13 protein-coding genes and 1 pseudogene are annotated in these 21,599 nt (G+C 50.3%); 11 read left to right on the forward strand and 3 right to left on the reverse strand.

Features of this window, described 5'->3' with window-relative positions; translation table 11 throughout:
• From AC0LWN_RS31510 to AC0LWN_RS31535, 6 genes and pseudogenes are all read left to right on the forward strand, one after another.
• Positions 1-2,566, forward strand: a pseudogene (locus tag AC0LWN_RS31510) (HNH endonuclease); the annotation flags it as partial.
• Positions 2,567-2,578: 12 nt separating this feature from the next.
• Positions 2,579-2,965, forward strand: coding sequence for an immunity 22 family protein (locus AC0LWN_RS31515; protein WP_474672365.1), 387 nt, complete (start codon positions 2,579-2,581; stop codon positions 2,963-2,965).
• Positions 2,966-3,857: 892 nt separating this feature from the next.
• Entirely contained in the window at positions 3,858-4,532 is a 675-nt protein-coding gene (locus AC0LWN_RS31520; RefSeq protein ID WP_474672367.1) for a hypothetical protein, read from the forward strand.
• A gap of 483 nt (positions 4,533-5,015) precedes the next feature.
• Positions 5,016-5,423, forward strand: a complete 408-nt coding sequence (locus AC0LWN_RS31525; protein ID WP_474672369.1) for a hypothetical protein — start codon at positions 5,016-5,018, stop codon at positions 5,421-5,423.
• A 204-nt stretch (positions 5,424-5,627) separates the two neighbouring features.
• Positions 5,628-6,881 carry a PucR family transcriptional regulator gene (locus tag AC0LWN_RS31530; RefSeq protein ID WP_474672371.1) on the forward strand — a complete coding sequence of 418 codons (1,254 nt, stop codon included), beginning with the start codon at positions 5,628-5,630 and terminating at the stop codon, positions 6,879-6,881.
• 89 nt (positions 6,882-6,970) lie between these two features.
• Positions 6,971-7,693, forward strand: a complete 723-nt coding sequence (locus tag AC0LWN_RS31535) for a protein-glutamine gamma-glutamyltransferase (RefSeq protein WP_474672373.1) — start codon at positions 6,971-6,973, stop codon at positions 7,691-7,693.
• 26 nt (positions 7,694-7,719) lie between these two features.
• Here AC0LWN_RS31535 and AC0LWN_RS31540 read toward each other — a convergent pair whose 3' ends face one another.
• Together AC0LWN_RS31540 and AC0LWN_RS31545 are read right to left on the reverse strand one after the other, a co-directional pair.
• Positions 7,720-9,339, reverse strand: a complete 1,620-nt coding sequence (locus AC0LWN_RS31540) for a response regulator (RefSeq protein WP_474672375.1) — start codon at positions 9,337-9,339, stop codon at positions 7,720-7,722.
• The gene (locus AC0LWN_RS31545) at positions 9,314-11,170 is read right to left on the reverse strand and encodes a cache domain-containing sensor histidine kinase (RefSeq protein WP_474672377.1); all 1,857 of its coding nucleotides are present in this window, start codon (positions 11,168-11,170) and stop codon (positions 9,314-9,316) included. Before AC0LWN_RS31545 ends, AC0LWN_RS31540 begins: the two co-directional genes overlap by 26 nt.
• A gap of 129 nt (positions 11,171-11,299) precedes the next feature.
• Between AC0LWN_RS31545 and AC0LWN_RS31550 the strand changes: the two genes are divergently transcribed.
• Positions 11,300-12,754: an ABC transporter substrate-binding protein gene (locus tag AC0LWN_RS31550; protein WP_474672379.1), complete on the forward strand. Its 1,455-nt coding sequence runs from the start codon at positions 11,300-11,302 to the stop codon at positions 12,752-12,754.
• A gap of 625 nt (positions 12,755-13,379) precedes the next feature.
• On the opposite strand, the gene AC0LWN_RS31555 is transcribed toward AC0LWN_RS31550, so the two are convergent.
• Positions 13,380-13,736 carry a cupin gene (locus AC0LWN_RS31555; RefSeq protein WP_474672381.1) on the reverse strand — a complete coding sequence of 119 codons (357 nt, stop codon included), beginning with the start codon at positions 13,734-13,736 and terminating at the stop codon, positions 13,380-13,382.
• Between the two features lie 188 nt (positions 13,737-13,924).
• On the opposite strand from AC0LWN_RS31555, the gene AC0LWN_RS31560 reads away from it, so the two are divergent.
• The 4 genes from AC0LWN_RS31560 (at position 13,925) to AC0LWN_RS31575 (ending at position 21,262) form a co-directional block, all read left to right on the forward strand.
• Positions 13,925-14,911 (forward strand): ABC transporter permease, encoded by a 987-nt coding sequence (locus tag AC0LWN_RS31560; RefSeq protein ID WP_474672383.1) that lies wholly within the window; start codon positions 13,925-13,927, stop codon positions 14,909-14,911.
• 186 nt (positions 14,912-15,097) lie between these two features.
• A complete protein-coding gene (locus tag AC0LWN_RS31565) occupies positions 15,098-16,000 on the forward strand; it encodes a carbohydrate ABC transporter permease (RefSeq protein WP_474672386.1) in 903 nt (300 codons plus the stop codon).
• A gap of 51 nt (positions 16,001-16,051) precedes the next feature.
• Positions 16,052-17,590, forward strand: a complete 1,539-nt coding sequence (locus AC0LWN_RS31570) for an ABC transporter substrate-binding protein (RefSeq protein ID WP_474672388.1) — start codon at positions 16,052-16,054, stop codon at positions 17,588-17,590.
• A gap of 159 nt (positions 17,591-17,749) precedes the next feature.
• The gene (locus AC0LWN_RS31575; protein ID WP_474672390.1) at positions 17,750-21,262 is read left to right on the forward strand and encodes a polysaccharide lyase family protein; all 3,513 of its coding nucleotides are present in this window, start codon (positions 17,750-17,752) and stop codon (positions 21,260-21,262) included.
• Positions 21,263-21,599 lie beyond the last annotated feature (337 nt).

Here is a 21,599-nt window from a genome sequence, read left to right on the forward strand (position 1 = left end):
GCTTGCCCCGGAAATGAATAAGCAGCTTGGCGCCAAGCAGGCCGAATACAATAAAGAAAAAGAAAAATTCGACAACAAAGTTATGCTCTCCAAAGCCGACAGCCACTCGCAAATCCAGCAGGCGGAAGCCGAAGCCAAGGAACAGCAGCTCAGCCAGCAGGCCGGAGCCAAGGCCGAAGTGGATAACCTAAGAGGCGAGTGGAAAAGTGAACTGGATGCCGCCGAAGCCGACTATGCCGGACAGGCCGGAGCAGCAGCCCAGCAGAAAAAAGGCGAAATCAACACCGTGCGCACCGAAAAAGAACGCGAAGCCCAAAAGCGGCAGTCCGAAGCCGAACAAGAAGCCACGACCGCCTACAGCAAAGCCAAAAAAGAGGCCGACGGAAAACATGAGGAAGAAAAAGCCAAGGAAGAGAAAAAAGGCGGCTTCCTCGGCTGGGTGAAGGACAAGCTCGAAGCGGTGGTCGAAGTTGTCAAAAAAGCGGTCAACTTCATTTTCGAGGGCCTGAGAAAAGCGGTTAAGTTTATTTTTGAAAAAGCCAAACAAGCGGTGCTGGGCATCATCGAGCTGGGCCGCAAGCTGATCACCACCCTGATCCAAGGGCTGGGCACCCTGCTCAAAAAGTTGGTCTCAGTGGTCTTCGCCAAATTCCCGGGCATCGCGGCCAAGATTTGCGGCAAAATTGATGCTGTCGTGAACAAAGCAGTGAAAGTCGTCAACCAGCTCGCGCAGAAGCTCAAAACGAAAGTCACCCAGGTTATGGACTTCCTGGCAACCAAAGTGGATCAGGCCTTGGCTGTCGTGCAGAACTTCTACACCAAATTGATCTCCACCTTGGGCAACCTCCTGATCGCCGTCTTCCTCGACGTCATGGAACGGATCGGGGCGCTCGGCAAGGCGGCGAAACGGTCTTTCAGCCATCTGGAAGGCAAGATGTGGGAATATCTGCTGGGAGTAGACATCTCGAAGCCGCTGGGTGCAGGTGCGGCAGAAGGCGGGGCAGAGCAGGCCCAGGAAGCGGGAGAGCCGCAACCGGAAGAGAAGCTTACCGCAGATGATATCGAAATGGAGTCGGTCGAAGAGGGCGAAATGGACCCTGAGCTGGTCCGTGACATTAACCTCAAGGACGGCGAAACCAAGCAGCTTCCGGGCAGCAGCGACCCGCATACGATGGATAGCATTATGGCGGATTTTGACACGGGAAAAGCGGACCAAAGCCTCGGAGGCAAAATCGCAGATGGCGTATCGCTACGGGCAAACAATGCCAAAATGGTGTTTGACCAGATAAAAACATATGTAATAAAATGGATGAAGAGTAATGGATTGAAGCTTTTGGCGGCGGTCATCGGGATATTGGTTGGCGTCGTTGTTGCAGAAATCGTCACGGGTGGAGCGATCACGGCTGCTCTTCCAGCGATAATCCAGCTAGTCAGCTTGTATCTGCAAGCCGATGCGATTAAATCCGTGGCGCAGACCCTCGCACAGGCCTCCGGCTATATTGGCACCTACCTCAGCCAAGGCTGGCAAAAGCTGATCGAACCGGCGGCAATCGCGCTGGCAACAGCAATGGCGATGGGCTTGGTAGAACTAGCGATGGACCTGGGCTTCAAGGGCCTCGGCAAGGGACTCAAGAAGGCCGGACAAGCCGTGAAGAAAGGCGCAGCGGCAACGGCCAAAGGTGTGAAGGCTGTAGCTGGCGCAGGAGCCAAGGGCATCAAGAGCCTGTTGAAAACCGGAGCGAAGCTGGCCTCCAAGAGCGGCAGCATGATCATCCGAAACGGCAAAATCGTGATCAAGAGCCTGCAAAAAGGGCTCATGAAGGGGGCCAAAAAGCTCCAAGGACTGCTTGGCCGGATTCTTGCGAAGTTCAAGTTCAAGAAGTTCAAGCTGGAGCGCAAGGGGAAGCATATCCGTCTGTACGGTGAGGTTAATCCTTGGGTGCTGTTGATTGACGGTGAAATAGACAACGTTAGCGAACAAAAATTGAAACAGCTTGAGAACGATGGCAAGAAACCGATTACCCTTAGCGATGCGGAGTTAGAAAAACTCAATAAATTAGATAAGGATCAGCGGGCAATTATCTCCAAGAGTGCGGATGGAGATAAGAGTAAGCTTGATTTAGATAGTACTAAGGGGACAGGTGAAGTTCTTGATTCTGTACCTTCAGTAAGAAACGGCGAGTTCAATAAGTGGTTTAATTCTTTGACTCCTGATGAATTTGATAAAGTATGGGCAGACCCTAAATTAAGAGATACCATAGAAGACCGACTCAGACATCCTGGTGGATTACATGAGTGGCATTTGGTGTCAAGAGCTGATGTTTTCAAAAGATGGGGAGTAACAAGTGAACAAATTGCCGATATGCGGACACTTATAAGCGAGACCAAGTTCGTAAATCCCACTGGCAAGCATGGTGGGAAAGGCTCAACAAAAGCACATAATGAATTGTTAGAAATTATTGATTCGTCGACTGATTATGATATGTTTAAAAGAAGATTACAAAATTGGGCGAATTATAGATTTGAAGGTGGGGTAGATGCTCTGCCCGATGGATTAAAACCTTAGAGGGGGCTTAACATGGAAAAGGAAGGATTAGTATCTCTGTGGGTAGGGAGTGTTCGATCTTCCGAGGAACTCGATAGATTACTTGTTGTTTCTTATTCAGATGAAGGAGATTTTATTCCATCTATATTTGCTAAACACTTTGAGATTCGTAGATATGATGATGCGGTAAGAGAAGCAGAATATTATGAAGAAGCAAGTAATGACCTGAATCAATTACTTAAAGGATTTTCTTATGATGATGAAATTGTCCCGAGATTTGATACGCTAGTGCAGGAAGAACTGCCGAATGATATTAATGTAGTAGTTTTACTTTATAACTTTAAGTATACTGGGGAAATTGCTGAAGTTACAATTCAATCCAATTACCTGAGATTCTTAGGTGCGGTAGAATATCAATAATGGGGCTATCCAGTGCCGAATGAGCCCATCATTCAACCAATAACACATATAACCCATGTAATACCCGTATAAAGATTTCTTCATTTCGGTTGTACGCACATCAAATGCTTTAATTTTATAACCTAAATAAAGCTATTCCGTTATATTGAACAGGTCGATTATGGTCAGATACTACCATTATTGACCTGTTTTTTTGTTATGTTCGCTTTTTCAAAATAGCCTTTTGGGAGAAGTGCCCTGCACCGCATCAGGCATTGACGGTGGGTGTCGATGAACTGGCTATGCCAAGCGAGTCTCGACCCGTAAGTCAAAGGAAATCTTGGAACTGGTGAAGAAGGACGGCGAGACGAAGCAAAACTTCCAAGAATACAGGAATTTTCTGATCATAAACATGGTCAAAGACATGCGGAGAAGTCGGAAACTCATTAAACAAATCGAGGAACAACTTCTACAAGTATTGGTAGAGACTGTTTGCAGGCTAGAATCGATGGACAGGATTAAGCAAATCCAAGTGGCTAAGCTGAGGGTAAGACGAAGAAGCAAACCCTCAAATGCGTCATGAGAAGGCTTGTAAACATCATTTACAGCATGATGAAGCATACGAGAAAGTGTCGGGTAGCAACTCTAACCGAGCGCCAAGCAAGCTAATATAATGGCGGTAATTGGTAAAATGTTTATCACCTTCTTTATACCCAAGTTTAAGATTACAACTTAGGGGACGGAGAAACCTCAAAAACCAAAAAAACATCAAGCAGAGAAGAGAAGCACTCCACAATCTGGAAATGGACCTTATTCACGTCTTCAAGATTCCAAGCCTGTAGGTTCTGGGAAGGATTTTACTCCGGCTCAAAAGAGATAATTGAAGAGAATATAAACCGAAAAGGAGAAAAGAATGAAGCCATTGATATTAAATAATCAATTAAATAAAAGCATTTTATGGAACGGTTGTATACTTGCATCTGTAGCACATGCAATAATGGTTGCTCACTATCCTGAATTATCTTACGAGCATTCATGGGATGGAGAGAACTATAGTGTTGTTGATGGTTCGGGAGGAAAAGGGACTATTTCCTTCAAGGATAATTACTTAGTGGGGGCGTTTCGAAATGAGAACATTACTCGAACAGATATCCCTACAGCTATAGATTTTTTTATGGATGCGCCAGAGAAAGTAATTGAGTTAGCTAAGAATGAAACTTTAGAATACCTTCTTGAAGAAGAGGAGGATGGTACGACTTCGCCATCTATCACTACTGCATTTTGGGGTGATAGTGATACTATCACTTCAATTGATAATATCGTAAGAGTAGTGCAATGTGGTGGCTATTTATTAGAAAGGCAGTTTATGGGGAATGACTCTGCAATTGAATCTTGGCGAGATTATTATGAGATGACTTCTGAACAAGTAGACTTATTAAAGTCAATATATGCCAGGAAAGTGAATAATCCCAATAAAAACATCACGTTGACAAAAAGAGAGATTGAAATAATTGGAGCAGAAAGTCCCGAAGGTTTGAGTGAAAGTATGTCTTCGTTCGAGGAAATTGGGGTATATTGGGATGAATAATTCATCATTCACCATAACACATCTAACCCATGTTATACTCGTTTAAAGACTTCTCCATTCTTATTGTACGCACATCAAATGCTTTAATTTTATAACCTAAATAACGCTATTCCTTTACAATAAACAGGTTGATTATGGTTAGATACCACCATGATTGACCTGTTTTTTGTTATATTGGTTTTTCGCAGTTTTTTGAAATCAATCGCAACTAAAAACCGGAGCAAAGCTGGCCTCCAAGAGCGGCAGCATGATCATCCGTAACGGCAGAATCGTGATCAAGAGCCTGCAAAAAGGGTTCATTAAGGGAGTTCAAGTTCAAGAGGTTCGAGTGGGGCAATAATCTATAGTAAATATGGTGTAGAAATTCAACCTGCCGCTGTACAAGGGGGACTTCGCGTTCCATCTGGATTTGGATAGGATTGAATAAGTGGGTTCCTTATCGTGGTTCAAGTCGATTAGATGCATTGAAAGGAGGTTATTTTAATGAGTTCAGAAGAGTTACTTCCTACTAATGAAATAATTGAAGCTGTAATAAAAAATTCGATAGACCCTATTCTTATACAACTAGAAAATGACATTGGAGAACTCAAGTATAGATGTTCTGTTTATGCCGATGATAAGGAAATGAGTACCCAAATATTAGGTTTTAATGGAACGGACATTTCTAATGGGGACTCACAACCAATACGGTTGAGATTCAGACCAGCATATAGCGCTAATCAACTAAAATTTCAAGTCGAAGCCGTATTTTCACAAGATGTTTCGCCTCAAGGAACGGGTTTTTCTGGCTTTTGGACAAAGGGGAAAATTAATACTGATAATTTTGTAGTACAGAAATCACCCTGGGTAGCACAGTATAATGTTTGGAAATGGAGAGGATGGAAACACTAAATCCTTGACAAAGATGCTTAGAACAACTTTCAAAGGCTTATTCCAACTTGAACTATGAGGAGGAATGAGCCTTTAAGTTTTGTAGAATACGCAATCAACATAGAACAAGCCGTCCTATAGTCAGTCGCAAATCTGCGGGATATAATGAAACCAGCTTATGCAGTACAAGATTTCGGCCATTCTTCAGGGGTTGGGGTGGGGACAGTGACAGAATCAGAGCTATCGTTTGATCGTTTTTTTGAAAGTATGGAGTCCCTGGCGGATACCATCAGCGAATCGCTGCAGGCGCAGGTGACGATTGAGGACAGCAATCATCATGTGATCGGCTACAGCTCCCATCAGTTCGAGAGTGATCCGGCGCGAATCTCCACGATAATTGGCAAAAGGGTGCCGAATACGGTTATTATCGGCCTGCGCAAAAAAGGCGTAATGCAGCAGCTCGAGAACACTCCCCACCCGATCCGCATCCCGGCGGTGATGGAGGTGGGGCTTGGGCCGAGGCTGGCGATGTGCATCCGGCATCAGCAGGAGATTCTTGGTTATATCTGGGTTGTGGACAGCGGCGATCTTGCCGAGGGGTATGCGGAGCGCATTGTCGAGAAGGCGGCGGGAATTGTCGGACGTTACCTGCTGAAGCAGCGCGGCTGGAAGACCAAGCAGGAGAAGACTCATGAGGATTTCTTCTGGAAGCTGCTGACCTCACACTATGAAACAGAGCTGCGTATCCGCCAGGAGGCGGAGGCGTTCTCGATTCTGCTGCCGGAGAGCTATTATATCGGGGTGCTGGAGAGTGATAAGAGTATCGACGACCGTTTCCTGCAGAGGTTCCGCCAGATAATGGAGGCGAGTGCCGGGCAGCGGCTGCTGTTTGTGACCGCCGAGCATAACCGGCTGATTGTATTATTCTCCGTCTTGTTTCCGGTGGAGGGAACGGAGCTACTGTCTTCATTCGTGCGCAAGCTGATTCAGCAGATGGACTCAAGCGAAGGCTGCCGGCTTACTGCGGGCTGCAGTCCGGGCTACCGGGAGTACACCTCGGCGGCGGCTGCATACCGCGAAGCGCTCTCGATTCTGGAGATCAAGAAGCTGCTGCCCTATCATGCCCGCCATCTGCTGCTGTATGAGGAAATCGGCTTTTGGGCCTACATTCCGGCCATTATGGAGCAGAAGCGCAGCCGGACGCGCCGTAGCTCGCTGCTCTATCCGCTGAAGGAGCATGACCGCGAGCACAAAAGCGATTTTCTCAAAACCATCGCCGTCTATTTGTCGCTGAACGGCAATCTCAAGGAGTCCGCCGCCTTTCTGCACATCCACACCAACACCCTGATGTACCGGCTGAACCGGATTGCCGAAATTACGGGCAAAAGCCTTAAGGAAACCGACTACCGCACCTCGATCTATCTCGACATTCTGACGGAGGAGACCGCTCAGGTCAACCGCTGGTTTCAGGAGGGATGATTTTACGAAAACTGCTTCGCACCATCCGGAGGCCCGACACGTACAATAACCTAACTATTGTGAAGAAATAATGGAAGGGGAAATGATTAGTGGCCTATGGATATGGTAATCCCAATTCGGGATTTGAGCAGACTATGAGGGAACGGATTATTGACACTGCCAAAGCGATGAATGTCGCCGGCACAGATTTTTCCACGTTTAAGAACTCGCGCTGCAATCCGAAATATTGGATTCGTACCGCTAATGGGGGCTTCCAGCTAAGAAATGATGTTACGCCTTCGGCGGCAATCAAGGATATTTTTGTGAACGGCAAGCTGTATGCCTTTGAATGTGCTATGGCGATGGTCATGATTCTCTACAAGGCGACGATTGATATGATTGGAGAAGAGGCGTTCAACCGGTACTTCACGGGCTTGTTCCTGTGGGACTGGAATTATGACGACAATCTGCGGCTGATCACCACCTTCAGTCAGTCCGAGATGCAGCCGGGAGATATCGTATACTTCAAGAACCCGGATCATGATCCCGACAAGCCGGAATGGCAGGGCGAAAATGCCGTGTTGCTCGGTCCTGACAGCTACTACGGGCACGGGCTGGGAATTAAAAGCGCGCAAGGCATGATTGCTTCACTTAACCGCGAGAGAGTTCCGGGCAGCCGGACTTCGGCTTATCTGACCGATGAAGCGCTCCACCCTGATTTTGCTTATCTGCAGACTCTTTCCAGCCGATCTGTACTGTACCCTAAGGGGGGCAACGGCGCACGGAACACCATATTCTCCAGAATTGGTGTCAATTCCTACATCATTAAGTAGCGGCGTTAACGGTCAGCCGTATCTATTTACTTGCCGGAGCGGTATTTGAGCGGATGCATGCCGACGGTCTTTTTGAAAACAGTGCTGAAATAGTGGGGATTCTCGTAGCCGACGCGCTCGGCAATCTCCATGACCTTCAGGTCTGTGGTCTGCAGCAGCTCTTTGGCTTTGCCGATGCGGATCTTGGTGATATAGTCGGTGATGGTTTCGCCGGTTTCTTTTCTGAAAATAAGACTGATGTAGTTGGGGGTCAGATACACCTCCTCGGCGATCCTTGCGATGGACAGCTCCTGGGCATAGCCCTCCTGAATGATAGCTCTGATTCTGCTGATGGTGCGGCTGTTCTTGTTCGTGTTTTTACCTGCCACATAGGTAGAGAGATCATTAAAAAGAGACAGCATATAAGCCTTAAGCCCGGAGATATTCTTCTGCCCGTACAGCGCATCCATGATGATGGTCCGGTCCTCCAGCACCTCCTCGATATCCTCATCCAGCTCATACAGGGTTCTTGCCGAGGTGAAAATAATCTCAGCGCAGATGCTCTGCACATAACCGATCTGCAGCTTGGGGGCGGCCAGCCGGTCGAACAGCCGCTCCAGCAGCTCCAGGACCTGGCCGGTATGGCCTGCCTTCAGCTCATTCATCAGCCGGGCATGAAATTTGTAGAAAAAAGTGCTCTGCAGCGTCCCCGTCTCAGGCTGGATATCCTTGATATAGAGAATGGAAGCATGGCCGGTATAAAAGGTGTACACCAGCGCGGCCAGCGCATCCTTATAGGAGTCCTCCATTTCGCTCATGCGGGTGCAGGCTCTGCCGATGCCGATGGAGGCGTCCAGCCGCAGATATGTCTTAATGCTCTTCGTGATCTTTTCGCAGAGGCTTGAGATGGCGCTAGTGCCGGGAGAAGCGGGTTCGTCCGGGCGGAAGATCAGAATAAACTCATTCTCGCCGCCGATGAAACAGATTCCGCCGGGAGGGTTCCCGAGGCATTCGGTGATCATATTCTGGATGGCGAAATACAGCAGTTGCTTGTGTTCCTCCGAGAATTTGTCAACTGCGCTCCGGTAATCATCAAGCTGAAGTACACCTGCCGTCAAGATGTCGCCTTGCTTGAAGGGGAGCTGGAAATAGGCGATTTTCTCCCGAAGCTCGCTTTCATCCCGGTACATGCCCGCAATCCAGTTCTGGAGGAATTTCTCGCGGATCAGCGGGATATTGTCCTGAAGCTGCTTCTTCAGTTGCTCGACATTCATCTGGCGCTCTTGTTCCTGGCGGATACGGGTGACAACCTCCTGAAAGACTTCCCGAAGCTCTGGCAATTTCACGGGCTTCAGGATGTATCCCTCGGCATTTACCTTGAGCGCATTCTGGGCATACGAGAAATCCTGTGCCCCGCTGATGACAATAATCTTGGTGGGGCAGTTCCCTTCCTTCAGCTTCTCAGCTACCTCCAGGCCCCCCAGCATAGGCATCATAATATCTGTGAACAGAATGTCCGGCTTAAGCTCCATACATAATTCATAGGCCTCCTGTCCGTCTGCGGCTTCCCCGATGATCTCGATGCCGAACTCCTCCTGCCAGTTGAACACACGGATCAGACTTTTGCGGATGAATGGCTCGTCATCGGCTACGATCATCGTCAACATCTTCCATCACCTCATCCCATGTAGTCACCACCGGAAACCGGATTATGGCCAAGAGGCCGCACCCATCTTCGGCATTGGCATAATAACGAATGCCGTAGGCCTCTCCAAAAAACTGCTGAATTCTCGTATGCACATTGCGGATGCCGTACGACTCTTTGCCCTGCTGCTTATCCGTAAGCAGCAGGTTCAGCTGCTCGGGATCTGCGCCCACCCCATCGTCGAACACCGAAATGCTGAGAATTTCTTGCGAGCATTCCACACGGATGCGGATTTTACCTTTGCCCCGCCGCTTCTGGATGCCGTGGATAAGCGCATTCTCCACCAGCGGCTGCAGGCTCAGCTTCACCACAAGGCATTCCTCCAGCAGCCGGGGGTCAGTCTCCTCCAGCTCATATTCCAGCTTATCCTGGAAGCGGAACTGCTGGATTTGCAGATAGCTGTCCACCTGCCGCAGCTCGTCGCGGAGCGGAATGATATTCCGCCCTTTGCTCAGGCTGTATCTGAAGAAGTCGGACAGCGAGGTTACCATATGGCTGATCTCAGGGATATTGTGATTGATTGCGATCCAGTTGATGGAATCCAGTGTATTGTAGAGAAAATGCGGATTGATCTGGGCCTGGAGCGTTTTGAGCTCGGCTTCTTTTTTGCGCAGCTCGGTGACGTAGAGCTTATCAATCAGCGCTTTGATTTGCTGCAGCAGCTTATTGTAGCGGTTGAACAAGTAGGAGAATTCGTCCTTGCGCCGGTATCGGATTATAATGTTGAAGTTCCCGCTTTCGGCATGCGACATCGACTGGATGAATTTGCGGATAGGCGCCGAAATATTCTCCGACAGCAGCAGGGCCATCATGAGCGAGATCAGCATACAGATGCCGATGGCGATATACATCACGCGCTGGAACGAGGCCAGTTCCCCGTTAAGCTCGCTAACAGGGGAAAAGGACAGGATCGTCCAGCCGGTATCCGGTATCTTGGTGTAGGAGACCAGCATGCTCTCGCCCTGAATGACCTGGCGGAAGGAATGGAGGCCGCTTCTGCCATCGGCAGTGGACTTCATGTGGCTGTAGTACTCTTGTGTGCTGATGTTCTGGCCGACCAGTCCCGTGTCCGGGCTGATCGCGATGGTTCCGGTCTGGTCTGCGATATAAATTCGGCTGCCTGCCGTAGGCTTGTAATGCTCCAGAAGATTGTCGAATTCCGTCACCGGAATGTCGATGGTAAGCAGCCCGACGTAGGGCAACTGGGCATGGCGGATGCCGAATAGGCGTTTTGCAAATTTGAGCGTGAACTTCGAGTCCAGCGAGCTGAGTCCGACCACAGTGAAATCGGACCTGGGCGGAATGCTGAGATACCACGGCTTCAGCGAAATAAGGTCAAGATTGAAGACCCGTCTGGAGAAATTATATTGCGTATATTCCGGGCGGTTCAGCATATAGAGCATAGGTACGAAGCTGCTTCCGGGTGTACCGCTCCCGGGGAAGTTCTCCAGGAGTTTGTTCAGTGCGGCCAGCTCATTAATGATCCCCGTACTGTCCGTAGGGCGGTTGGAAGAGATGAGATCGGCAAATTCGCTATTGAGATACAAGGTGATCATGGAATTATTCGCTGCGGCAAACCGCTGGGCCAGATTGTCCTGAATCAGGTTTAGGTTATTTTCGATGGATGTGTTGACGTTTCGGGTGATAATGTCCGTGGATTTGTTATATACCGTAATGGAGATGATTGTAGTTGGGAGAAGGACAAGGAACAGGAAGTAGAGGATCAGGCGGCTGCGGATACTGAAATTGTACAGGAAGAGGGTTCTGGACAGCGTATCAAACCATTTCTTCATCTGACCCCCCTCTAGCTCTGCGGATAATCTTCGCTTGCCATTTAGCAGGTATTATTGGAAAATATCCATCAATAGATGGTATTCATTGTAAGGCGCGTTAGTTCATGCTGTCAACGCGGGAGGTGAAGGATGAAACGGCTGCTGCTGTACATGATCGGCCTGGCTCTGTGCGGACTTGTAATCTACGCCATAGCCTATGACTGTCCGCTGCTGGTGGAATTTAATGCGGAGCCTGTGCCCAAGGCTGCACCCGCAGTTCAGGTGCGGATTGCGCTGTATGACTGGACGGACAATCTGGAAGTGAAGAACGCGATCCGGCAGTACAACCTGAACAATCCTGACCATATTGAAATTGTAATAATGAATATCCAGGCGGATGCCTATGATGACACGCTCAACATGCTGATGACCTCCGGTCAAGGACCGGATGTGTTCAGTGTGGATAATAGCTGGCTGGCTACCTATGTGAACAAGGGGTATCTTGCCAATCTATACAGTGATCTGTCCCCCGAATATCTGGCCAGATTTCCGCAGTGGGCCAGGGACTACGCGCATAGCCCGCTGTTCAAGGGAGGGCTCTACTTCATCCCCTCAAGTATCGAAACTGTGCGCCTAATTTACAACAAGCAGTTGTTCCGTACTGCCGGTCTGGACCCGGAGCGGCCGCCTGTTACCTTTGCCGAGGTGAAGCGGGCTGCGGGCAAGATCAGCCGGGCCGGGGTTGGCGTGAACAAATACGGGTTCGCGCTTCCGGCTGGCGACAGCCAGGACAGTCTGCAGATCGGCCTGGAGATGTCAGGCACCTACAGCGGGCAATATCTCTATAATTACCGGACTGGAAGGTATGACCTGAGTGTGTATGAGCCGTGGCTGCAACTGATGCTGGACATGAAGAAAGAGGGCAGCCTGTATCCCGGAGAAACGCTGCTTAAGCGGAACAGCGCTCTCAGGCAGTTCGCCGACGGGAATATCGGCATGATGTATGCAACCAGCAAAGATTATGTGAAATTGCAGGAATATATGCCTAAGGATGATTGGGGAGTGGCGCTGCCGCCGGTAAGGGCAGCGTCCGAGAAGGGAGCTGGCGCGCTGATGGTGATTCCGCACTCCCCGCTGGTGGTGAACAGCAGCGCCCCGGATCGCGGGGCGGCAGTGAAGGTATGGAAATTCCTGCAGTCACAGGCCTTCCTGACCATTCTGTTCCAGCAGGCCTTGGCACTGCCGGTGGTGGACGGCATCACGGAGCATCCAAGCCGGGTTCCGGGGCTGGGCCACTTCAAGGAATTCCATCCCACTGCCGCAGAATCAATCTATCCACTCTCTCCGCAGATTATGGACCAATACGACCCCAACACCGTCTCCGTGGAGCCGCGCGATTCGGGTGACCGCTCCCGGATGCAGCTCTATCTGCAGATCCTTTCCGGCGGAATAAGCGTGGGCGCGGGCCTGCGCGCGGAAAGCAACCGGCTCAACCAGATGCTGGACATCGCGGCGACCGGGTATTTTTTTAAGCGTGAGGATTATATTTACCCGGACTTCGATCCGAAGAAGCCCTTGCAGGGGCAGAGTCTAGAGAGCAGGTGAAGGTACGGGGAGAGGGGAAGGAGGCTGGGGTTGGCGAGAATTGGGGCCGGAGAGTGAGGCCTGGGCTGATCCGTGTGCAGAGTGATGGTAGATCGTTCAGGGGGAATCCGGGAGCGAAGGCGCCGGGAGGGGAGTTTGAAGGGCTGGAAGCCGGAAGGCTGGGAAGATAGAAGGTTCAAGGGTCGGAAAGACGGAAGTTCAGAAAGCTAGAAAGGCAGAAGGTCAGAAGGCTAGAAAGTTGAAAGCTAGGGGGCCGGAAAATTGGAAAAGTGAAAGACGGATGTTGGATGAGGCACAAAATTAGGTGGAAAAAGGGAAACTATTCTGGGGGGATCCGTCTCCCGGAAGGGGTTAGATGGAATTTGTCCACCTATTTTGAGTAAATAGAGCGCGTGTGAGTGAATTCGGGCAGATTAGTGATACTTTTTCCTACTAAAAGCTGTTTGGGCAGCAAATTTTCCGGATTAGTGGTACTTTTTCCACTTCGGTTCCCTGTAAAAGTCTCTGCGTGTATCAAATTTATAGTAAGAGGAGCCTCCGCATGTTCGAGACATGCCGCAGGCTCCTTTTTTGTTGATGTTCAGCAGTGGTCGGATTTAGGGGTAACAGCTCTGCGCGGACACAGTTATCTTCTCAAAGGCATATAGGAGGCAGGGTGTAATTCTTCACTTTCGATCACAATGGCAGTTAATCCTGTACTTGTTTTTGTCTCATGCCATTCCCCTTTGCCCCAGAATACGGCATCTCCGGAGTGAACTTTACAATATTCTGTTCCATCGCTTCGGACGTATCCTTCCCCAACCATAATAAGAAGGAGCTGAGGCGTGGTTGCCTGGTGATACCCGATAAGCCCGTTTGCTTCCAAATGCATACATCCAATATGAGTGCTTCTATCCGTCTGAATAATGCGGGACATCACAAACTCGGAATCGAATTTGGTTATCCGTGTGCCAACCGCTTGATTGAAACTGAATAACTCCACGGTGTACCTCCTTTTTGAGTCTGAATCCATCCTGATTATTATACACAACCGTATCCGCGCTGGGCCTCTCCAAACTCTGTAGGATTTCGAACTTTTATTATAGATGGCCTTATTCAGCCTGCGGCGTTCTCCGGCTACACTTAAGACAGGAAAGAGAGAGACTGCTGAAGGATCGGGAGGCGTAAGGGATGATCACTCATGAGAAAAGAAGCTTGCTGAGTATCGGGCAGAGCGCGCAAGTGCGGACGGGCGTGAAAAGAAGCTCCACGCTCAGGCATTTGCTGAAACACAAGGTGCTGCTGCTTATGCTGCTGCCGGGGGTTATTTTCCTGCTTATTAACAACTATTTGCCGATGTTCGGGATCATCATTGCTTTCAAGAATATTAACTATGTGGACGGAATCCTGGGAAGCCCGTGGGTGGGGCTGGATAACTTCAAATTTCTGTTCGCCACGTCGGATGCCTGGATCATCACCCGCAATACGGTGCTGTACAATTTCGTATTCATTATCCTCAATCTGGTAATTGCCGTCTCCATCGCGATTGCCCTGAATGAGCTGAAGAATAAGCTGGCGGCAAAATTTTATCAGAGCATCATGTTCTTCCCGTATTTTCTGTCGATGGTGGTGGTGAGCTACCTCGTGTTCGCTTTTCTGAATGTTGAATACGGTTTCATTAACAAAGGCATCCTGGCGATGTTCGGACTGAATGAGCTGAACTGGTATTCGGAGCCGAAATATTGGCCGTTCATCCTGCCGCTGATTAACCTCTGGAAAGGGGTGGGGTATGGCTGCGTGATCTATCTGGCGGCGATTATCGGCATCGACAATGAGTACTATGAGGCTGCTCTGATCGACGGGGCCAGTAAGTGGCAGCAAATTCTGCATATTACGGTTCCGCTCATCCGTCCGGTTATCATCATTACGACTATTCTCGCTATCGGCGGTATTTTCCGCTCCGACTTCGGGCTGTTCTACCAGACCACGCTGAACTCCGGGGCGCTCTACCCGACCACACTGGTCATTGACACCTACGTCTATAACGCGCTGATCAATATGGGCAACCTGGGTATGTCCGCCGCAGCCGGATTATACCAATCCATCGTCGGCTTCTTCCTCGTCCTCGGCTCGAACTGGATCGTGCGCAAGGTCGACAAGGACCAGGCTGTGTTCTAAAAAAGGTGCAAGTAACGGAGGTGAAGTTTGGAACTGCAGGAGCGGTAGCGTCCGTCTTTGTCTTCGGATTTTATCCGCTAACGCGGTAATAATTCATGAAATCTGAAGACAACAGCGGCCGGAAGTCCAAACATTCACCGCAGTTACGTGCAACACCTTTGTAATGGATTTTGAAGAAGAAGGAGGATGGAACCAGTGACCAACAATGAAATATCCAGGCCGGCCAACATTATACTCCATATTGTTTTTATCATTTTGGCGATCACCTGCCTGCTGCCGATTGTGCTGGTGTTCATGATCTCGATTACCGACTACGATTCCATTGTGCTGAACGGCTATCAATTTTTCCCGGAGAAGTTCAGTTTGGAGGCGTATGCCTATATCTTTAAGGATTACACCGTGATTGCAAAAGCCTACGGCGTGTCCATCTTCGTAACCGTCACCGGCACACTGCTCAGTGTATTTATCTCCTCTCTCTATGCGTATCCGATCTCGCGGGCTGATTTCAGATACAAGGGCTTCTTCGCCTTCCTGATTTTCTTCACGATGCTGTTCGGTGGGGGGCTGGTGCCGTGGTACATGGTCTACACGCAGGTGCTTGATCTGAAAAACTCAATTTGGGCCCTAATCGTTCCGATGCTGCTGTCTCCGTTCAATGTGCTGATTATGAAGACCTATTTCCAGATGAGTGTGCCGCCTGCGCTGATTGAAGCCGCCAAAATTGACGGCGCAGGGGAGCTGCGGACGTTCTTCCGGATTGTGTTCCCGCTGTCCCTGCCGGTGTTCGCCACAATTGGCTTATTTAATACGCTGCATTACTGGAACGATTGGTTCAACAGCATGATTTTTGTGACGGATACGGATCTTTATTCCTTGCAGTACCTGATGTACAAAATGATCTCCCAGGCGGATTACCTGAGCCGCAACGGGGCTTTGATTCAAGGCTCGGCCACCGAGCTGGCCAAACTGCCGGGTGAGACCATCCGCATGGCGATGGCGCTGATTGGCATTGGTCCGATAGTGCTGGCATATCCTTTTTTCCAGCGGTATTTTATCAAAGGCTTGACGCTTGGCTCTATTAAAGGCTAACCTCGGAATTCCGATTAGCATATATTGACCATCAAGGGGAGGAAACAAACTATGGCAGGTAAAAGAGGTACGGGTCTGCTGCTGTCGCTTGTACTACTGATCGGACTATCGCTGAGCGGGTGCGGCGGAAATAACAACAAGGAGGCTGCTCCCACCGGGACAAAAGCAGAAAGCACCACCGCACCGGTCGCCTCGGATAAGGCTGCAGCTACGGAAGCGACGAATAAGCTGGAACAGGTGGAGCTGTCGCTGTATCTGCCCGGCGGACCGGATAAGGATGTGGCCTCTGTCGAACAGGCGATCAACGACTATCTGAAGGATAAGATCAATGCCACGATCAAGATTAACCAACTGAGCTGGGATAAACCGGCAGACAAAGTGAACCTGATGATTCAGTCCGGCGAAGTGTTCGATATGGTGTATACCTGGAACTTCATGACCAATGCCGCCAAAGGCGCGTACCTGCCGCTCGAAGAGCTGCTGGACACCTATGCCAAGGAGACCAAAGCCCAGATTAATCCGGCTTATCTCCAGGCTGCCACCGTTAACGGACATTTGTATGCGGTTCCAACGGAAAAAGAGCTGGGCCAGTCGGTGGGCTTTGCTTTTGACAAGGCGATTGTCGATAAGTATGGGTTCGATGTGAACAGCATCAAGAAGCTTGAGGATATTGAGCCGATGCTGAAGACGATCAAGGAGAAGGAGCCGACGATTACGCCGCTGTTCATGAACCACACGGACAGCCTGAACTGGTTCACGGTGTACCCGGACAGTGAAGACCTCGACGGCAGCAACGAAATTCCGACACTGCTCGATTACAAGACGATGAAGGTTTTTAACGAATATGATACTCCTGAAATTCTGGCACGGCTGAAGCTAATCCGGGAATGGTACAAAGCGGGCTATATTAACAAGAACGGGGCTACCGACAAAACCGAGCTGAAGGACGCAGTAAAAAGCGGCAAGGCCTGGTTCACCTACGGCAATATGAATCCAACCTCCACCAATGACTGGACCCGTCTCGCCGAGAAACCGATGATCATCAAAACCCTGCTGCCGGTACAAGTAAGCACCAAAAGCCTGCAGGGCTCGATGCTCGCCATCTCCAGAACCTCCAAAAATCCCGAGCGGGCCATGATGTTCATGAACCTGATCCACACCGATCCGGTTCTGTATAACCTGCTCACCTTTGGTATTGAAGGCAAACACTACAAGAAAGTGGGTGATAACACGGTGGAGTTCATCCCGGACAGCGGCTACAACTCCGTATCCTCATGGATGATCGGGAATGTGCTGCTCAACTATCTGAACAAGGACGAAGACCCGAAACGGGTGCAGCTCTACACCGACTGGAACAAAAATTCTAAAGTGTCGCCGGTCATCGGATTTGTCTTCGATTCAACGAAAGTGCAGTCGCAGATTGGAGCGCTGATCAACATTACGAAGCAATATAAGAATACCCTGTACTCCGGGGAAAAAGATCCTGAGCCGATCCTGAAGGAAATGAACAGTAAGCTTAAGGCCGCTGGACTGGATGCCGTGATAAGCGAAATTCAGTCGCAAATGGATGCGTTTTTGGCCGCCAAGTAAGTAATTAAAGTATTAGCAGACCCGATATCCGGGTAGATAGCCGCCACCTGCCTCCCTGAGTCGGGCCTGCAATGGCCGCTGCCTGGATGTCGGGTATTCCCATTCGCCAAATTAGCAATTGGGGGCCCTGTTTCTATTCTTATAGAAGAGGGTGTTAATGTGCGAATTCAAAAAAGTACAAGTGTGCTGCTAATCCTGGTGTTAGTGGTGATGTCCTGCCTCATGCCGACTGAACGTATCGTATCGGCCGATCCCCCGGGCGCAGCAGTAGTCAAGCAAATTGCACCATCCGCTGAAGCGCCGGAGCAGGTCTCCAGTCTGGTCTACGGAGAAACGCCATCGCCATCGGTAACAACCGCTACCTATGAGCCGGCGGGCGTGATATGGCAGGTGGGTGAGCCGGATAACAGCTCTGCGGAATTTACAGTGTTCAATAATGTGTATAGCGACCTGTCCCTGCCTATGCCCTCTGACAGTTGGAATACAGTCTCCAAAGGCATGAAGGCGAGTGTGAACGGGAGCGTTTATCTGTCATTTGATTTGGAAGCGGTTCCACAGTATGGGGCGGAATTCAGCATCAAGGTTATCGACGCCAGCACCGCCATTCCCCAGCTTGCTGTATTCACAAACGGCCTCATGAGCGGACTGCTTCAAATTACCGGCCTGAATAACGGGGAGGTCTCCCTGGAGCGTACATGGAGACAAACCTATAGGCTGTATATTCCCAAAGAACAGCTCCATGTCGGTGAAAATCAGCTTCAGCTCGTAGTTGACCGCGGCTTGTACGCGGACCCGGAGTCTCCCGGCTATGACGGAGACCAATATCTATGGTTCGAGTGGGATTATTTCAAGCTGGAGGCTCTGAATCACCAGGCGGAGGAGCCGATACATGGGCGATATGTCCATCTGGGAACGACCCTTGCCGCCTCCACCTTCAAATATGACGAGAACGCGATCCGCCATCTTGCGCCCATGACCAAATGGATGGGTATTGCCTACAGCGGCAACTGGATGCGGACCTCCTTCTGGTCGGATACAAGCGCGGGCTGGGACCCGCAGGGACGGAACTATCTGGCTACGCTGCGTGACCTGAATCTTGAACCGATGATGAATATTATCGGAGGCAACTGGAAGAGCAATGCCGATCTGGTGAACGGAACGGTCAGTGCCGCTCTCAGAAGCAATTATGCCGCATTCGTCAGCAAATTCGGTGACTTGTACCAGTATGCGGAAACGGGCAACGAGCCGGGATTGTTCGGGTGGTCCCAGAAATCTATATTGGCGATTCATGAGCTGATGAATGAAGAGCGGCAGACGAATAGCCAGCCTTATCTGAAAATTGTGGCACCAGGCTGGGCCTATTGGCCGTACAACGGAATCCCCGACGGTTGGGAGCGGGATGCTGCACAACGCGAAGGAATTGAAACGCTTTCAGATATTACGAACGGACACAGCTATGGCGGAACGGGTGTACAGCCGCTACCGGGCGGGAGCCTGTATGAAAATCTGCGGGTCTACGGCGGAGCGGACGAAGGCTTCGGCAAAAAGATGGCAATGAGCGAGACAGGCAGCAATGACAACCATTCCGACAATACGAAATACGGCACGTATGCGTATAGATTCGCTTCCGCTTTTGACCGGGAGCTGCGCGGGGATATCGGCTATGTGGACCATATTATGCAGCATGCAGCCTTCTTCAATGACGGGACTGAGTTCGGATTGTTCGCTTCCGGCATCAACTGGGACACACACCGCTTCGAGGATACGGTGGCGGTTCCCGCGAACAGCAATGAGCAGGGCGAGACGCGGCTGAAGACGTTCCGCAGACTGGCTGCCGCTTATGCCACGCATGGCCGTCCGCTCAGCTACGAGGTGCTGAATCCATCCGACCTGAACGGGAAAAAGGCTTATTTCCGCGCGGTGGACACCTCGGCGCTGGGGACCTCGGCGATAGGGGCTTCTTCAGATAAAATTTTGCTGAATTTCGTGAATTTCGAGACACAGCCGGTGACGATGCAGGTGCGGGTGACGATGCCAAGCAGCGGCCAGTATGCCGGAGAAGTCTTCGGCCCAGGCGATAGCTACGCTACCGCACACTCGAATGTGCAGCTTACGGCGACGCCGGATGTCACGCTTACAGTTACTTTGGGGGCAGGCGAGACCGTTCAGTATATTCTGGATGAGCTGGAGACTGCAGCGCCTACTGTTCCAACAAGTCCTGTGGCGGCGACAGTAAGCCATGAGCAAATCAGGCTGACGTGGGGCGCTTCAACAGACAATGATAGGGTGGTCAGCTACAATGTGTACCGTGATGGCGGAGCGGAGCCGATCATGACGGTTCCGGGACGGATCAACTTTTATAATGACTATACCGTGGCTCCTGAAACGGAATACAGCTACACCGTTCAGGCCGTGGATGATTTCGGCAATGTGTCGCCTTTGACCTCTGCGGTATCAGCGACTACACTGCCTATGCCGATCACGCAGCACGTAGCAGGAGACCCGACCAAATTTGAGGCGGAAGCCACAGCCTTTACCTCGCCGCTAAAGGTCAGCAATAACAGCAGCGCCTCCGGCGGAAAGGTTGTAGAGCAGACGCATGGCGGAGGTCTGACCATACAGGGGTTCTATTCGGAGCATGGCGGAAGCTACACCTTAACTATTGCATACGCTTCCAATCAGGACGCGAAGAAGAATATCCTTGTCAACGGGCAAAAGCAATCTACGGTGAGCCTGCCCACCACCGGAAGCTGGAATGCTAATATTACCGCGAGACAATATGGTATCACGCTCCAGCCAGGCTATAACATGATCACCTTCACCTCTGGCGGGAACGGCGCGAATATTGATTACTTCAAGCTGGTAGAAGGGGCGTATGTACCTGTTTCGTCCTGGTATACTGTGGAGCATGATCATTCTTATATCGACTATACCGGCTTCACAACAGCACCTAACGGAGTTTCTCATGTAACATATGCGCCAGACGCCACGGCTATGTTCAATTTTACCGGAATCGGGGTCCGCTGGAGATCGGATATCAAGAGTAATATGGGCAGTGCGGATGTCTACGTAGATGGGCAATATAAGGAGACAGTGGTCATTCCGCAGGCCGGTCTTGAGGGCGAGAACAGGATCGTCTATGAGCTGACCGGTCTGGAATACGGACTGCACCGGATTGAGATCAGAGACACTGACGGGCTGGTTATGGTACACGGCTTTGAATTCGAGAGCTATGAGCCCATCCTTCCTGCTCCAATGGCAGACATGATCGTTACGGATATCGGCTGGAATATCGTGAACAGCGACGGCACTCCATCTGCCCACAGCACACCGCAACTGGGGGATTCCTTAATCTTCTGGGCCAAGGTCAAAAATATCGGAGTACGCCCAACGCCTCTGAATGCCTCGACCGGACTTGGGCAAATCACCGGCGGCGCCTTCTCCGTCAATGGCGGAGTCGTCTCCTGGTCGGATACGAACAACACGGTCATTCAGCCCGGCGAAGAGATTATGCTGACGGCTAACAGCAGCGCCCAGGGCACGCCCAAGTGGACGGTTCCGACCACCGGCAATTTCACGATCAGCTTCTTCGTAAATGATATCTGGAGGTATCCGGAAATGAACAAGGAGAACAATAAGCTTAGCGAGATGCTGAGTATCAGCTTGTTCTGAGCTGGGGTTGCGGCATATCAGCAAGCAAGTTCTACCCCCCCACCCGCTGTCCGCTGTGGAGTATGGCGGGCGGGGGATTTTCATTGGAGTGTGCGCCCACGATTGCGGGCGCTCCTCCAATCTACTGTATTTCCTGCAACAGAATTTGATTCTAACGCTGCAGAATCGGATTTGATTGCACTTTGTACAGCAGAATGCGGCCTGGGACCTTCTAAAGGGTCGTTTCCAGGAAATCTGCTGCATGAAATACAGTAGATTGATATTTAGAGCAGAGAAATCGAATATCTGCTGCACATTCTGCAATAGATTTAGATTTAGGTGGTGGTAACTGCGGTTG

Source organism: Paenibacillus sp. sgz302115, from assembly GCF_056120445.1.